General features: G+C 66.9%; 25 protein-coding genes. All 25 read right to left on the bottom strand.

Annotated features, from left to right (window positions below; genetic code table 11):
- Nucleotides 1–41: 41 nt before the first annotated feature.
- Complete coding sequence (map, locus tag KGD83_RS26010) at nt 42–866, bottom strand: type I methionyl aminopeptidase (RefSeq protein ID WP_212641590.1); 825 nt, start codon at nt 864–866, stop codon at nt 42–44.
- On the bottom strand, nt 866–1525 hold the full coding sequence (locus tag KGD83_RS26015) for an adenylate kinase (RefSeq protein ID WP_212641591.1): 660 nt from the start codon (nt 1523–1525) through the stop codon (nt 866–868). The genes map and KGD83_RS26015 overlap by 1 nt, the downstream gene beginning before the upstream one ends.
- Nucleotides 1526–2839 (bottom strand): preprotein translocase subunit SecY, encoded by a 1314-nt coding sequence (secY, locus tag KGD83_RS26020; RefSeq protein WP_013156131.1) that lies wholly within the window; start codon nt 2837–2839, stop codon nt 1526–1528.
- A gap of 279 nt (nt 2840–3118) precedes the next feature.
- Nucleotides 3119–3583: a 50S ribosomal protein L15 gene (rplO, locus tag KGD83_RS26025; protein WP_212641592.1), complete on the bottom strand. Its 465-nt coding sequence runs from the start codon at nt 3581–3583 to the stop codon at nt 3119–3121.
- Nucleotides 3580–3765 carry a 50S ribosomal protein L30 gene (gene rpmD / locus KGD83_RS26030; RefSeq protein ID WP_013156129.1) on the bottom strand — a complete coding sequence of 62 codons (186 nt, stop codon included), beginning with the start codon at nt 3763–3765 and terminating at the stop codon, nt 3580–3582. The genes rplO and rpmD overlap by 4 nt, the downstream gene beginning before the upstream one ends.
- 2 nt (nt 3766–3767) lie before the next feature.
- Nucleotides 3768–4370, bottom strand: a complete 603-nt coding sequence (gene rpsE, locus KGD83_RS26035) for a 30S ribosomal protein S5 (protein ID WP_013156128.1) — start codon at nt 4368–4370, stop codon at nt 3768–3770.
- Between the two features lie 49 nt (nt 4371–4419).
- Nucleotides 4420–4800 carry a 50S ribosomal protein L18 gene (gene rplR / locus KGD83_RS26040; RefSeq protein ID WP_150249562.1) on the bottom strand — a complete coding sequence of 127 codons (381 nt, stop codon included), beginning with the start codon at nt 4798–4800 and terminating at the stop codon, nt 4420–4422.
- A 2-nt stretch (nt 4801–4802) separates the two neighbouring features.
- Nucleotides 4803–5339, bottom strand: coding sequence for a 50S ribosomal protein L6 (gene rplF, locus KGD83_RS26045; protein WP_212641593.1), 537 nt, complete (start codon nt 5337–5339; stop codon nt 4803–4805).
- A 17-nt stretch (nt 5340–5356) separates the two neighbouring features.
- Nucleotides 5357–5755, bottom strand: a complete 399-nt coding sequence (rpsH, locus tag KGD83_RS26050; protein ID WP_013156125.1) for a 30S ribosomal protein S8 — start codon at nt 5753–5755, stop codon at nt 5357–5359.
- 270 nt (nt 5756–6025) lie between these two features.
- Nucleotides 6026–6211 (bottom strand): type Z 30S ribosomal protein S14, encoded by a 186-nt coding sequence (locus tag KGD83_RS26055; protein WP_013156124.1) that lies wholly within the window; start codon nt 6209–6211, stop codon nt 6026–6028.
- Nucleotides 6212–6224: 13 nt separating this feature from the next.
- On the bottom strand, nt 6225–6800 hold the full coding sequence (gene rplE, locus KGD83_RS26060; RefSeq protein WP_047869962.1) for a 50S ribosomal protein L5: 576 nt from the start codon (nt 6798–6800) through the stop codon (nt 6225–6227).
- The gene (gene rplX / locus KGD83_RS26065; protein WP_212641594.1) at nt 6800–7105 is read right to left on the bottom strand and encodes a 50S ribosomal protein L24; all 306 of its coding nucleotides are present in this window, start codon (nt 7103–7105) and stop codon (nt 6800–6802) included. The genes rplE and rplX overlap by 1 nt, the downstream gene beginning before the upstream one ends.
- 3 nt (nt 7106–7108) lie before the next feature.
- Nucleotides 7109–7477: a 50S ribosomal protein L14 gene (gene rplN / locus KGD83_RS26070; protein WP_013156121.1), complete on the bottom strand. Its 369-nt coding sequence runs from the start codon at nt 7475–7477 to the stop codon at nt 7109–7111.
- A 103-nt stretch (nt 7478–7580) separates the two neighbouring features.
- Nucleotides 7581–7853 (bottom strand): 30S ribosomal protein S17, encoded by a 273-nt coding sequence (rpsQ, locus tag KGD83_RS26075; protein ID WP_013156120.1) that lies wholly within the window; start codon nt 7851–7853, stop codon nt 7581–7583.
- Nucleotides 7850–8101 (bottom strand): 50S ribosomal protein L29, encoded by a 252-nt coding sequence (rpmC, locus tag KGD83_RS26080; RefSeq protein ID WP_013156119.1) that lies wholly within the window; start codon nt 8099–8101, stop codon nt 7850–7852. Before rpmC ends, rpsQ begins: the two co-directional genes overlap by 4 nt.
- Nucleotides 8101–8514, bottom strand: a complete 414-nt coding sequence (gene rplP / locus KGD83_RS26085; protein ID WP_013156118.1) for a 50S ribosomal protein L16 — start codon at nt 8512–8514, stop codon at nt 8101–8103. The genes rpmC and rplP overlap by 1 nt, the downstream gene beginning before the upstream one ends.
- Nucleotides 8515–8517: 3 nt before the next feature.
- Nucleotides 8518–9321 carry a 30S ribosomal protein S3 gene (gene rpsC, locus KGD83_RS26090; protein ID WP_047869961.1) on the bottom strand — a complete coding sequence of 268 codons (804 nt, stop codon included), beginning with the start codon at nt 9319–9321 and terminating at the stop codon, nt 8518–8520.
- A complete protein-coding gene (gene rplV / locus KGD83_RS26095; protein WP_017567302.1) occupies nt 9321–9689 on the bottom strand; it encodes a 50S ribosomal protein L22 in 369 nt (122 codons plus the stop codon). Before rplV ends, rpsC begins: the two co-directional genes overlap by 1 nt.
- Before the next feature lie 72 nt (nt 9690–9761).
- Nucleotides 9762–10040, bottom strand: a complete 279-nt coding sequence (gene rpsS, locus KGD83_RS26100) for a 30S ribosomal protein S19 (RefSeq protein ID WP_013156115.1) — start codon at nt 10038–10040, stop codon at nt 9762–9764.
- Between the two features lie 12 nt (nt 10041–10052).
- Entirely contained in the window at nt 10053–10892 is an 840-nt protein-coding gene (rplB, locus tag KGD83_RS26105; RefSeq protein ID WP_013156114.1) for a 50S ribosomal protein L2, read from the bottom strand.
- A 58-nt stretch (nt 10893–10950) separates the two neighbouring features.
- Nucleotides 10951–11241 (bottom strand): 50S ribosomal protein L23, encoded by a 291-nt coding sequence (gene rplW / locus KGD83_RS26110; protein ID WP_013156113.1) that lies wholly within the window; start codon nt 11239–11241, stop codon nt 10951–10953.
- Complete coding sequence (gene rplD / locus KGD83_RS26115; RefSeq protein WP_212641595.1) at nt 11238–11909, bottom strand: 50S ribosomal protein L4; 672 nt, start codon at nt 11907–11909, stop codon at nt 11238–11240. The genes rplW and rplD overlap by 4 nt, the downstream gene beginning before the upstream one ends.
- A gap of 3 nt (nt 11910–11912) precedes the next feature.
- Entirely contained in the window at nt 11913–12563 is a 651-nt protein-coding gene (rplC, locus tag KGD83_RS26120) for a 50S ribosomal protein L3 (RefSeq protein WP_019610094.1), read from the bottom strand.
- 12 nt (nt 12564–12575) lie between these two features.
- A complete protein-coding gene (gene rpsJ / locus KGD83_RS26125) occupies nt 12576–12884 on the bottom strand; it encodes a 30S ribosomal protein S10 (protein ID WP_013156110.1) in 309 nt (102 codons plus the stop codon).
- Nucleotides 12885–13136: 252 nt separating this feature from the next.
- A complete protein-coding gene (tuf, locus tag KGD83_RS26130) occupies nt 13137–14330 on the bottom strand; it encodes an elongation factor Tu (protein ID WP_212641596.1) in 1194 nt (397 codons plus the stop codon).
- Between the last annotated feature and the right edge of the window lie 75 nt (nt 14331–14405).

Here is a 14405-nt window from a genome sequence, read left to right on the forward strand (position 1 = left end):
CACCCGGAAGCGGCCCCCGCGCTCCGCACGGGAGGAGACCCCTACCAGGTCGGCTGGACGAACCCCATGTCGGCGATTTTATCCCGATCGGACTCGCGCGCGGTCAGCACCACGGGCCCGTCCGAGGTCACCGCGACCGTGTGCTCGAAGTGCGCGGCGCGACCGCCGTCACGGGTCACCACGGTCCAGCCGTCGTCGAGCTGCACCACGTCGTGGCGGCCCAGGGTGGTCATCGGCTCGATCGCCAGGCACATGCCCTCGACCAGCCTCATGCCCTTGCCGCGCTTGCCGTAGTTGAGCACGTGCGGGTCCATGTGCATCTCGGTGCCGATGCCGTGGCCGCCGTACTCGCGGACGTTGCCGTAGCCGCCGTTGCGGGAGATGTGGCCGCCGATGGCGTAACCGATGTCACCCAGGCGCCTGCCCGGACGCAGTTCGGCGATCCCCTGCCACATGGACTCCTCGCAGACCTCCATCATGCGCAGGTCCTCGGGGCGGCCCTCGCCGACCGCGACGGTGATCGCCGAGTCGCCGTGCCAGCCCTCCAGGACGGCCCCGCAGTCGATGGAGATGATGTCGCCCTCGGCCAGCACCCGCTGCGCGCTGGGGATGCCGTGGACGACCTCCTCGTTCACAGAGGCGCAGATGGAGCCGGGGAAGCCGTGGTAGCCCTTGAAGGAGGGGACGGCGCCCGCGTCGCGGATGACCTTCTCCGCGAGGGAGTCCAGCTCCAGGGTCGACGCTCCGGGCCGCACCGCGGCCCGGAGCGTGTCCAGGGCGCGGGCCACGACCTGGCCCGCCGCCCTCATCATGGCGATCTGCTCCGGAGTCTTGATCTGCACGTCCGGATCGGCCTTGCGGAACATCAGGAGCCGGCCCCGACCTTGTCGATGGCGGCCTTGGCGCGGGCCGTCACCTCCTCCACGGTCCCCGTGGCCGCGATGGTGGCCAGCAGGCCCTCGGCCTCGTAGAACTGCACCAGCGGAGCGGTCTGCTCGCGGTAGACCTCCAGGCGGTGCCGGATGGTCTCCTCGCGGTCGTCCTCGCGCTGGTACAGCTCGGCGCCCTCGTTGTCGCACCTGCCCGCGATCTTCGGGGCGTCGTACTCCACGTGGTACACCTGGCCGCACTCGGGGCACGAGCGGCGGCCCGAGAGGCGTTTGACGACCTCCTCCTCGTCGACCCTCAGCTCCAGGACGACGTCCAGGGTGGTGTGGAGGTCGGCGAGGATGCCCTTGAGCGTCTCGGCCTGCGGGACGTTGCGCGGGAAGCCGTCGAGCAGGAAACCCTCGGCGGCGTCCTCCTGCGCCAGCCGGTCCTTGACCATGGCGTTCGTGACCTCGTCGGGGACGAGGTCACCGCGGTCCATGTACTCCTTGGCCTTGTTGCCGAGGTCCGTCTTACCGCTGACGTTGGCCCGGAAGATGTCACCCGTGGACACCTTGGGGATCGACAGCTCGGACGCGAGGATCTGGGCCTGGGTGCCCTTGCCGGCCCCAGGCGGCCCCACCAATACTGCTCGCATTTATCGCAGAAAACCTTCGTAGTTCCTCTGCTGGAGGTGACTCTCGATCTGCTTCACCGTGTCCAGCCCGACGCCGACCATGATCAGGATGCTCGTCCCTCCGAAGGGGAAGTTCGCGCTGGCGCCGGTGGCGCCGAGGGCGACCATCGGCAGGAGAGCGATCACACCCAGGTACAGGGATCCGGGGGTCGTCAGCCTCGTCAGCACGTAGTCGAGGTACTCGGCGGTCGGACGCCCCGGTCGGATACCCGGGATGAACCCACCGTACTTCTTCATGTTGTCGGCGACCTCAGCGGGGTTGAAGGTAATCGCCACGTAGAAGAACGCGAAGCCGATGATCATGACGAAGAACGTCGCCATGTACACGGGGTGGGTGCCGGTGAGGAAGTAGTCCTGCACGAAGGTCACCACGGGATGCGTGGAGTCCTGTCCCATGAGGCCGACGAGCAGCTGCGGCAGGTACAGCAGGGAGGAGGCGAAGATCACGGGGATGATGCCCGCCTGGTTCACCTTGAGCGGGATGTAGGTCGAGCTGCCGCCGTACATGCGGCGGCCGACCATGCGCTTGGCGTACTGCACCGGGATGCGGCGCTGGGCCTGCTCCATGAAGACCACCGCGGTGATGAGCACCAGGCCGGCGATGCAGATGAGGGAGAAGACCCAGATCGAGCGCTCCTGGAACAGGGCGACCATGGAGGAGGGGAACATCGCGATGACCTGGGTGAAGATCAGCAGCGACATGCCGTTGCCCACGCCGCGCTCGGTGATGAGCTCGCCGAACCACATGATGATGGCGGTACCGGCGGTCATCGTGAACACGATGGTCACCAGGGTCAGGATGTCCTGGTTGGGCATGTAGGAGCTGACCGGGATGGCTCCCTGGAACAGGGCGCCCGTCCGGGCCATGGCGACGATGCTGGTGGCCTGGAGGACACCGAGCATGAGCGTCAGGTAGCGGGTGTACTGGGTGATCTTGCTCTGCCCGGACTGGCCCTCCTTCTTGAGGGCCTCCAGACGGGGGATCACCACCGTGAGCAGGTTGATGATGATGCTCGCGGTGATGTACGGCATGACCCCGAGCGCGAACACCGCCAGTTGCAGCAGGGCACCGCCGCTGAACAGGTTGACGAGCGCGTACACACCGGACTGGTCCGAGGAGGTGATCGCCTCCATCTGGTCCCTGATCGCCGCGGAGTTGATACCCGGCGCCGGGATCACCGAGCCCAGACGGAAGATCGTCAGGATGAACAGTGTGAACAGCAGCTTGTTGCGCAGGTCGGGCGTGCGGAATGCACGAACGAACGCACCTAGCACGTCTCCTCCTGCGCAGCTTCGGCGGCGGAACGGGTTCCAGACATCGCGGCCGATCCTGAATCGTCGTAGAACGTCAGCTCCGGGCGGTCGCCCGTTGCTCGGAAGTATTCACAGTACGTCAAGCGGTGAACTCAAACAGATGGCACTGTAACAGTGATCACTCCGCAGTTGAGTTCGTGAGTCATAACGATCACCGCTCACAACGCGCGGGGGCGTCCGCCAGCCGGTCCTAGACCTGCCGGGCGGACGCCCCCAGACGCTTCATCGCGGGGAAGACCCCTACACCTCGGTGGTGGAGCCACCGGCGGCGGAGATCTTCTCCTTCGCCGAGGAGGAGAACGCGTGCGCGCTCACCTGCACGGCGACGGAGATCTCACCCGTGCCCAGCACCTTGACGGGCTGGTTCTTGCGAACCGCGCCCTTGGCGACCAGGCTCTCGACGGTGACCTCGCCACCCTCGGGGTAGAGCTCGCTCAGCCGGTCCAGGTTGACGACCTGGTAGGTCCTCTTGAACCGGGCGTTGCTGAAGCCCTTGAGCTTGGGCACCCGGCGGATGAGGGGCATCTGCCCGCCCTCGAAGCCGGGACGGACGGTGTTACGAGCCTTCGTGCCCTTGGTGCCGCGACCGGCGGTCTTGCCCTTGGACGCCTCGCCGCGACCCTTGCGGATCTTGGCCTTGTTGGAGCCCGGGGCGGGACGCAGGTGGTGCAGCTTGAGCAGCTCGTCGGGGTTGTAGTCGCTCATTCGGCAACCTCCTCGACAGAGACGAGGTGCGCGACGATCGTGATCTGCCCGCGAACCTCAGGGCGGTCCTCACGGACGGTGGACTTGCCGATCCGGCCCAGACCCAGCGACTGGAGAGCAGCGTGCTGCTTCACCTTGCCGCCGATCTTGGAGCGGGTCTGCGTGATCTTGAGCTTGGCCATGGTCAGGCTCCTGCCTTCGCCTCAGCGCGAGCACGCAGCATGGCAGCCGGGGCGACGTCCTCGATCGGCAGGCCACGGCGGGCGGCGATCTCCTCGGGCTGGTTGATGCCCTTCAGAGCCGCCACGGTGGCGTGCACGATGTTGAGCGGGTTGGACGAGCCGAGCGACTTGCTCAGCACGTCGTGGATGCCGGCGCACTCCAGCACGGCGCGCACGGGACCACCGGCGATGACGCCGGTACCCGGGGCGGCCGGACGGAGCAGGACGACGCCGGCCGCGTCCTCGCCCTGGACCCGGTGCACGATCGTGCCCTGGATGCGGGGGACGCGGAAGAAGTTCTTCTTCGCCTCCTCGACACCCTTGGCGATCGCGGCCGGGACCTCCTTGGCCTTGCCGTAACCGACACCGACCATGCCGTTGCCGTCGCCGACGACGACCAGGGCGGTGAAGGAGAAGCGACGGCCGCCCTTGACGACCTTCGCGACCCTGTTGATGGTCACGACCTTCTCGATGTAGGAGACACCCTTGTCTGCGGCGCCGCCGCGGCGATCGTCACGGCGATCACGCCGCTCGCCACCGGCGCCGCGCCGCGGTGCTGCAGCCATCAGTGGTTCCTCTTCTCGTGGTTGATCTTGGCCGTTGCAGAGGTCATCGCTAGAACTCCAGCCCGCCCTCGCGCGCCGCGTCGGCGAGCTTGGCGATACGACCGGCGTACTGGTTGCCGCCGCGGTCGAAGACGACCGAGGAGACACCGGCGGCCTTGGCGCGCTCGGCGATGAGCTGACCGACCTTGACGGACTTGTCGGACTTGGTGCCCTCGTCGGCGCGCAGGTCGGCCTCGACGCTGGAGGCGGCGGCCAGGGTGTGGCCCCTGGTGTCGTCGATGACCTGCGCGACGATGTGCTTGGAGGAGCGGAACACGGCCAGGCGCGGACGCTCGGCGGTACCCACGACCTTCTTGCGGACGCGGAACTGGCGGCGCGCACGGGAGGTGGCGCGCTTGGTGGTCCGCTTGCGGCTCACGGTGCTACCCATGCCTACTTACCAGCCTTTCCGGCCTTGCGGCGGATGTGCTCACCCTGGTACCGCACGCCCTTGGCCTTGTACGGGTCAGGCTTGCGCAGACCGCGGATGTTCGCGGCGACCTGGCCCACCAGCTGCTTGTCGATGCCCTCGACGTGGAGGATGGTCGGCTTCTCCACGCGGAAGCTGATGCCCGCGGGGGGCTCGACCACGACGGGGTGGCTGTAGCCCAGCGAGAACTCCAGGTTGGAGCCGCGGGCCTGGACGCGGTAACCCACGCCGTGGATCTCCAGCGTCTTGGTGTAGCCCTTGGCCACGCCCTCGACGAGGTTGGCGATGAGCGCACGGGTCAGACCGTGCAGCGAGCGGTTCTCCGGCTTGTCGTCCGGACGCGCCACCGTGACGACCCCGTCCTCCAGGGACACGGTGATCGGCTCGGCGACGGTGTGCTTCAGCTCGCCCTTCGGACCCTTGACGGTGACGTCCTGCCCGTTAATCGTGACTTCGACGCCCTTGGGGACCGAGAGCGGCAGTCGACCGATTCGCGACATGCTTCAATCTCTCCCTGTTACCAGACGTAGGCGAGGACTTCGCCGCCCACGCCACGCTTCTTGGCCTGCTTTTCGGTCATCAGGCCGCCGGACGTCGAAATGATCGCCACGCCGAGGCCACCCAGCACCCGCGGCAGGTTCTCCTTCTTGGCGTACACCCGCAGACCGGGCTTGGAGACCCGGCGGATGCCCGCGATGGAACGCTCCCGGGTGGGGCCGTACTTCAGGTCCAGGACGAGGTTCTGGCCCACGGGGGCCTCCTCGGTCCGCCAGCCCTGAATGAAGCCCTCCTGCTGGAGGATCTCGGCGATGTGCGCCTTGATCTTGGAATACGGCATCGCCACGGTGTCGTGGTAAGCCGAATTCGCGTTGCGCAGACGCGTGAGCATGTCTGCGATCGGGTCGGTCATCGTCATGGCCGACTGGCCCTTCCTCACCGCGGTTTCCGAGTGCGGGCTTTCCCAGAGCCTGCCCTTGCGCGGGTACTCCCGCGAAGGTGCACAAACGGACCTACGGCGTGGTCGTGGGCACCGCGGTCCCCTTCGGGACTGCCGTGCCCTGGTGGTTGGATGTTGCCGGACCGTGCCGCATCGTGCGGTCACGGACGCTGTTCGCGCCGAGGGTGGCGCTTCGGGGGGCCGACTCCGTGCGCCCAGGGGTGGGCGAACGGTCGGCCCCGCCGGAAACTACCAGCTCGACTTGGTGATACCGGGCAGCTCGCCTCGGTGGGCCATCTCACGGAAGCAGATACGGCACAGGCCGAACTTCCGGAAGACGGCGCGCGGGCGGCCGCACCGCGAGCATCGAGTATACGCGCGAACGCCGAACTTCGGCTTCCGCTGCGACTTCGCGATCAGGGACTTCTTGGCCATGTGTGCTTACCCCTCAGGCTTCCTTGAACGGGAAACCGAGCCGCTTGAGCAGGCTGCGGCCCTGTTCGTCGGTCGTGGCGGTGGTGACGACCGTGATGTCCATCCCACGCTGCCGGTCGACCTTGTCCGGGTCCACCTCGTGGAACATGACCTGCTCGGTCAGCCCGAAGGTGTAGTTGCCGTTCCCGTCGAACTGCTTCGGGGACAGGCCACGGAAGTCCCGGATACGGGGCAGGGCCAGGGAGAGCAGCCGGTCGAGGAACTCCCACATCCGGTCGCCGCGCAGCGTGACGCTGGCGCCGATCGGCTGACCCTCGCGCAGCTTGAACTGCGCGATGGAGTTCTTGGCCCGGTTGATCCGCGGCTTCTGGCCGGTGATCGCCGACAGGTCGGCGACCGCGCCCTGGATCAGCTTCGCGTCACGAGCCGCCTCGCCAACACCCATGTTGACCACGATCTTCGTCAGACCGGGGACCTGCATGATGTTGCCGATGCCGTGCTCCTCCTTGAGGGCGGCAACGATCTCGTTGCGGTACTTCTCCTTGAGCCGCGGCATCGGAGGGGCGGTGATGTCGTTGGTAACCGTCATCAGATGTCCTTACCGGTGCGGCGGGAGACGCGAACCTTGGTTCCGTCTTCCTCGAAGCGGTAGCCGACCCGGGTGGCCTTGCCGTCCTCCACGAGCGCGACGTTGCTCACGTGGATCGGGGCCTCCTTGGTGACGACCTCGCCCTGCTGGCCGCCCGCCGGGTTGGCCTTCCTGTGCTTCTTGACCAGGTTGACGCCCTCGACAACGACACGGTCTTCCTTCGGCAGGGCCTTGACGACCTTGCCGGTGGCACCCCGGTTCTTGCCGGCGAGAACGACGACCTCGTCGCCAGATTTGATCTTCATCGCTTAGAGCACCTCCGGCGCCAGCGAAATGATGCGCATGTACTTCTTGTCACGCAGCTCGCGGCCGACCGGGCCGAAGATGCGGGTGCCTCGCGGGTCCCCACCGTCCTTGATGAGCACGGCAGCGTTCTCATCGAAGCGGATGTAGGAGCCGTCGGGCCGGCGGCGCTCCTTGACGGTGCGCACGACAACGGCCTTGACGACGTCGCCCTTCTTGACTCCAGCGCCAGGCAGGGCGTCCTTCACCGTGGCGACGATGGTGTCGCCGATCCCGGCGTAGCGCCGACCCGAGCCACCGAGAACACGGATGGTAAGGATCTCCTTGGCACCCGTGTTGTCGGCGACCTTGAGTCGCGACTCCTGCTGAATCACGTCTGCTCCTGATGTGATGCGTGCGGTCCACTGCCGCACGGCTAGGTGGTCTCACCCCCGGGATCGGCGGCCGGCACGGGTGCCGGCCGCCGACAGGCTGGGGTTACTTAGCCTTCTCCAGGATCTCCACGACGCGCCAGCGCTTGGTCGCGGAGAGCGGCCTGGTCTCCATCAGTCGGACCAGGTCGCCCACGCCACAGGAGTTCGCCTCGTCGTGCGCCTTGTACTTGGACGTGCGACGGATGACCTTGCCGTACCTGGCGTGCGTGATGCGGTCCTCGACCTCGACGACGACGGTCTTGTCCATCTTGTCGCTGACGACGTAGCCCTCGCGCACCTTGCGGTAGTTGCGGGTCGCGGTCTGGTTCTCACTCATTCGGCTGCTTCCTTCTCCTGCGCCGACTCACCAGACAGCGGGGCGATACCCAGCTCGTGCTCACGCAGGATCGTGTAGATCCGGGCGATCTCGCGCTTGACGGTACGCAGTCGGCTGTGGTTGTCGAGCTGGCCGGTGGCGGCCTGGAAGCGGAGGTTGAACAGCTCTTCCTTGGCTTCCTTGAGCTTGGCGACCAGGTCCTCGACGGACTGGTCACGGAGCTCATGGGCAGTCACGGACTTGGCCATCACTCCCCCTCCCGCGTAACGAACTTGCACTTCATCGGGAGCTTGTGCATCGCACGGCGCATCGCCTCCTTGGCGATGGCCTCGGGCACGCCCGACAGCTCGAACATCACGCGACCGGGCTTGACCGGCGCGACCCACCACTCCGGGGAACCCTTACCGGAACCCATGCGGACCTCGGCGGGCTTCTTGGTCAGCGGGCGGTCCGGGAAGATGTTGATCCACACCTTGCCGCCACGCTTGATGTGACGCGTCATGGCGATACGAGCGGACTCGATCTGACGGTTCGTCACGTAGGCCGACTCCAGGGCCTGGATGCCGAACTCACCGAAAGTGACCGTCGTGCCGCCCTTGGCCTTGCCGCGCAGATCAGGGTGGTGCTGCTTGCGGTACTTGACCTTACGAGGAATAAGCACTGGTCAGCTCCCCTCGGACTTCGCGGACTCGGCCGGGGCCTTGGCCTCGGCGTTCTGCGGCTGGCCGCCACCGGCACCGCCGCGACGACGACGCTGGGGGCGCTCGCGGCGCTGACCGCCGCCACCGCCACCGCCGCCGGCGGAGCGCTGCGCGGCCTGGGCCGCCTCGCGCTCGGCGCGGGTGGCGGGCGCGTCACCCTTGTAGATCCAGACCTTCACGCCGATGCGGCCGAAGGTCGTACGGGCCTCGAAGAAGCCGTAGTCGATGTCGGCGCGCAGGGTGTGCAGGGGCACACGGCCCTCGCGGTAGAACTCCGAGCGCGACATCTCGGCCCCGCCCAGACGGCCACCGCACTGGATGCGGATGCCCTTGGCACCGCTCTTCATCGCGGTCTGCATGGCCTTGCGCATCGCGCGGCGGAAGGCCACGCGGCTGCTCAGCTGCTCGGCGACGCCCTGGGCGACGAGCTGCGCGTCGATCTCGGGGTTCTTGACCTCGAAGACGTTCAGCTGGACCTGCTTGCCGGTCAGCTTCTCCAGGTCGGTCCGGATGCGGTCGGCCTCGACGCCGCGGCGGCCGATGACGATGCCCGGCCGGGCGGTGTAGACGTCGACGCGGACGCGGTCACGGGTGCGCTCGATCTCCACCTTGGAGATGCCCGCGCGCTCCATGCCGCGGGTCAGCATCCGACGGATCGCGACGTCTTCCTTGACGTAGTCCTTGTAGGACTTGTCGGCGTACCAACGGCTCTTGAAGTCGGTGGTGACTCCGAGGCGGAACCCGTGCGGGTTTACCTTCTGCCCCACTATCGGGTCCTTTCCTTCGTCTTGGACGAGGCGCCCGAGCGCTCAGCGACGACCACGGTGATGTGGCTCGTGCGCTTGGTCACCCGGAAGGCGCGGCCGAAGCCTCGCGGACGAATGCGCTTCAGGGTCGGACCCTCGTCCACCCACGCGCCTTCGACCACCAGCGTCCCGCGGTCCAGCTTGTCGTTGTGCTCGGCGTTGGCGATGGCGCTAGCCAGCACCTTGCCAACGGGCTCGCTCGCCGACTGGGGCGCGAACCGGAGCACCGCCTGTGCCTCGTCAGCGGGCAACCCGCGAATAAGGTCCACCACCCGGCGGGCCTTTCGGGGCGTAACACGGACGAACCGTGCCTGTGCCCTCGTTCCCATCGCTTTTCCCTCGCTCACGGAAATTCATCTCCACTCACCGTGGAGAAATGGTTCTTTCTGCTGCTGCAACCGCTAACGGCGGCTACGGCGGTCTTCCTTGACGTGGCTGCGGAAAGTACGCGTGGGAGCGAACTCACCGAGCTTGTGGCCGACCATCGACTCGGACACGAACACGGGGACGTGCTTGCGGCCGTCGTGGACGGCGATCGTGTGACCGATCATCTCCGGAACGATCATGGACCGCCGGGACCACGTCTTGATGACGTTCTTGGTCCCCTTCTCGTTCTGCGACTCCACCTTCTTGATGAGGTGGTCGTCGACGAAGGGACCCTTCTTAAGGCTACGTGGCATCAGACGTGCTCCTTACCGCTTCTTCTTACCGCTACGCCGACGCCGCACGATGAGCTTGTCGCTGGCCTTGTTCTTGGCCCGGGTCCGGCCTTCCTTCTTACCCCAGGGGCTGACCGGGTGGCGGCCACCGGAGGTCTTGCCCTCACCACCACCGTGGGGGTGGTCGACCGGGTTCATCACGACACCGCGGACGGTCGGGCGCTTGCCCTTCCAGCGGGAGCGGCCGGCCTTGCCCCAGTTGATGTTGGACTGCTCGGCGTTGCCCACCTGGCCGACGGTGGCGCGGCAGGTGATCTCCACCATGCGCATCTCACCGGAGGGCATACGCAGCGTGGCGTACTTGCCCTCCTTGGCCAGGAGCTGGATCTGCGAGCCCGCGGAGCGGCCCAGCTTGGCGCCGCCGCCCGGCTTCAGCTCGACCGCGTGCACGAACGTACCCGTGGGGATGTTGCGCAGCGGGAGGCAGTTGCCGGGCTTGATGTCGGACTGCGGACCGTTCTCGACCCGGTCGCCCTGCTTGAGGCCGGCCGGAGCCAGGATGTAGCGCTTCTCGCCGTCCACGTAGTGGAGCAGCGCGATGCGCGCGGTGCGGTTCGGGTCGTACTCGATGTGGGCGACCTTGGCCGGCACGCCGTCCTTGTCGTGACGACGGAAGTCGATCACGCGGTAGGCGCGCTTGTGGCCACCGCCCTGGTGGCGGGCGGTGATGCGGCCGTGGCCGTTGCGACCGCCCTTGGAGTGGAGCGGACGCACCAGGGACTTCTCGGGCTCCGAGCGCGTGATCTCGACGAAGTCGCTCACGCTGGAGCCGCGACGACCCGGTGTCGTCGGCTTGTACTTACGAATGCCCATCTTCTTCGCGCATTCCTTTACGTGTTGCTTGGTGTGTAGCGGTCAGACCCGGGAGAGGTCAGACACCGAAGATGTCGATCCGGTCGCCCTCGGCGACACTGACGATCGCGCGCTTGGTGTCGGGACGCTTCCCGTAACCGAAGCGGGTGCGCTTGCGCTTGCCCTTGCGGTTGATCGTGTTCACGCTCGTGACCTTCACCTCGAAGATCTTCTCGATCGCGATCTTGATCTGGGTCTTGTTGGCGTCCGGGCGGACGATGAACGTGTACTTGTTCTCGTCCATGAGCCCGTAGCTCTTCTCGGAGATCACCGGCTCGACGATGATGTCCCGGTGGTCGGCGATCCTCACTGGTCGTCCTCCTCGGACTGCGCGGCCTTGGAGGCACCGGCCGCGTGGGCCAGGAACTCGGCGTAGCCCGCCTCGGTGAAGACCACGTCGTCCGAGTAGAGGACGTCGTAGGTGTTCACCTGGTCCGCGTCGAGGATGTGCACCTCTTCGACGTTGCGCAGGGCGCGCCGGTTGTGCTCGTCGTCGCGGGCCAGCACCACCAGGACCTTGTCGGACTCGGTGACCTGGCGCAGCGCCTTCAGAGCGGTCTTGGTGAACTTGCTCTCCACGTCCTCGGCCACGAACTGGCTGACGACGTGGATGCGGCCGTGGCGCGCCCGGTCCGAGAGGGCTCCGCGCAGGGCGGCGGCCTTCATCTTCTTGGGGGTGCGCTGGCTGTAGTCGCGCGGCTGGGGTCCGTGGACCGTGCCGCCGCCGGTGTACTGCGGGGCGCGGATGGAACCCTGGCGGGCCCGGCCCGTGCCCTTCTGGCGGTAGGGCTTCTTGCCACCGCCGCGGACGTCGCCGCGGGTCTTGGTGGCGTGCGTGCCCTGACGGCCAGCGGCGAGCTGGGCGTTCACGACCTGGTGGATCAGCGGGATGCTGACCTGCTGGGCGAAGACGCTGTCCGGCAGCTCGACGCTGCCCTTGGCGCCGCCCTCAAGGTTCTTGACCTCGATCTGGGCCATGGCTTACTTGTCCCCCTTCACAGCGGTGCGGACGAGCACCAGACCGCCGTTGGGACCGGGGACGGCACCCTTGACCAGGATGAGCCCCTTCTCCGCGTCGACGGAGTGAACGGTCAGGTTCTGGACGGTCTTGCGCACGTTGCCCATGCGACCGGCCATCCGCATGCCCTTGAACACGCGGCCGGGCGTGGCGCAGCCGCCGATGGAGCCGGGCGAGCGGTGCTTGCGCTGGGTACCGTGCGAGGCGGAGAGGCCGCGGAAACCGTGGCGCTTCATCACACCCGCGAAGCCCTTGCCCTTGCTCTTGCCCGTGACGTCGACCTTCTGGCCGGTCTCGAAGCTGTCCGCGGTGACCTCCTGGCCGAGCGTGTACTCGGTGGCGTCGGTCGTGCGGACCTCGACGTAGTGGCGGCGCGGGGTCAGGTCGTGGCTGCGCAGGTAGTCGCCGAGCGGCTTGTTGACCTTGCGCGGGTTGATCTGCCCGTAGCCGAGCTGGATGGCGGAGTAGCCATCGGTGTCCGGAGTCCGGATGCGGCTCACGACGCACGGACCGGCCTTCAGAACCGTCACGGGCACCATCTTGCCCGCGTCGTCGAAGACCTGGGTCATGCCGAGCTTTTCGCCCAGAACTCCCTTGATCTGCTTGGTGGCCATGTCTGTGCGTCCTTAAAGCTTGATCTCGATGTCAACGCCCGCCGGGAGGTCGAGTCGCATGAGCGAGTCGACCGTCTTCGGCGTGGGGTCGATGATGTCGATCAGCCGCTTGTGCGTGCGCATCTCGAAGTGCTCGCGCGAGTCCTTGTACTTGTGCGGCGATCGGATGACGCAGTAAACGTTCTTCTCCGTCGGCAGCGGCACCGGGCCCGCGACCTGTGCGCCAGTTCGCGTCACAGTCTCGACGATCTTGCGAGCCGAGCTGTCGATGACCTCGTGGTCATAGGCCTTTAGCCGAATGCGGATCTTCTGTCCCGCCATGTGGCCTGTTCGTCCTTCGCTTCAGTGTCCGTAACGGTGAGCTGTTCCCGGTCACAGACGCCCAGGCCCGGCGGATCCGCCGTTGTAGCCGTGAGCCCCTATTCCCTTGAGAAACCGCAACAGGGCTTGCCCCTGCGGTGCGTCACCGTCACAGAGCCCGATGACGTCTTGTGTGCTGGTGGGCGGGCCGTGGACCCACGGCCCGCCCACCACGGCGGGGACGGCTCCGAAGGGGCCGCCCCCGCGCGGGTACTACTTGAGGATCTTCGTGACGCGACCCGCGCCCACGGTCCGGCCACCCTCGCGGATGGCGAACTTCAGGCCGTCCTCCATCGCGACGGGCTGGATGAGCTGGACGGTCATCTCGGTGTTGTCACCGGGCATGACCATCTCGGTGCCCTCCGGCAGCGTCACGACGCCGGTGACGTCCGTGGTGCGGAAGTAGAACTGCGGGCGGTAGTTGTTGAAGAACGGCGTGTGGCGGCCACCCTCGTCCTTGGACAGGATGACGACCTGGGCCTCGAACTCGGTGTGCGGGGTGGTCGTGCCGGGCTTGATGACGACCTGGCCGCGCTCGACGTCCTCGCGCTTGATGCCGCGCAGGAGCAGACCGACGTTGTCGCCGGCCTGGCCCTGGTCGAGCAGCTTGCGGAACATCTCGACACCGGTGACCGTGGTGGTCTGCTTCTCGTCCTTGATACCGACGATGTCGACGGTCTCGTTGACGTTGACGATGCCGCGCTCGATGCGGCCGGTGACGACGGTGCCGCGACCGGTGATCGAGAAGACGTCCTCGATCGGCATGAGGAAGGGCTTGTCGGTGTCACGCTCGGGCTCGGGGATGAACTGGTCCACGGTGCCCATGAGCTCCAGGACGGACTTGCCCCACTCCTCGTCGCCCTCCAGCGCCTTGAGCGCGGAGACCTTGGTGACGGGGACGTCGTCGCCGGGGAACTCGTACTCGCTGAGGAGCTCGCGGACCTCGAGCTCGACGAGCTCGAAGATCTCCTCGTCGTCCACCATGTCGGCCTTGTTCAGGGCCACCACGATGTAGGGCACGCCGACCTGGCGGGCCAGGAGCACGTGCTCCTTGGTCTGCGGCATCGGGCCGTCGGTGGCGGCCACGACCAGGATGGCGCCGTCCATCTGCGCCGCACCGGTGATCATGTTCTTCACGTAGTCCGCGTGACCGGGGCAGTCGACGTGGGCGTAGTGACGCGCCTCGGTCTGGTACTCGACGTGGGCGACGGAGATGGTGATACCGCGCTCGCGCTCCTCAGGAGCGTTGTCGATGTCCTCGAACGGAGTGAACGGGTTCAGCTCCGGGTACGCGTCGTGCAGCACCTTGGTGATGGCCGCGGTCAGCGTGGTCTTGCCGTGGTCGATGTGACCGATGGTGCCGATGTTGACGTGCGGCTTAGTCCGCTCGAACTTTGCTTTCGCCACTGGATGTCTCCTAGACGTACAGAGCTGTCTGGTGCTCGCTCCCCGCGTGGACGGGGAGCGGGCTGGTTACGTGTT

This window comes from Nocardiopsis akebiae (genome assembly GCF_018316795.1).
In the GTDB taxonomy this organism is placed as follows: Bacteria; Actinomycetota; Actinomycetes; order Streptosporangiales; family Streptosporangiaceae; genus Nocardiopsis; species Nocardiopsis dassonvillei.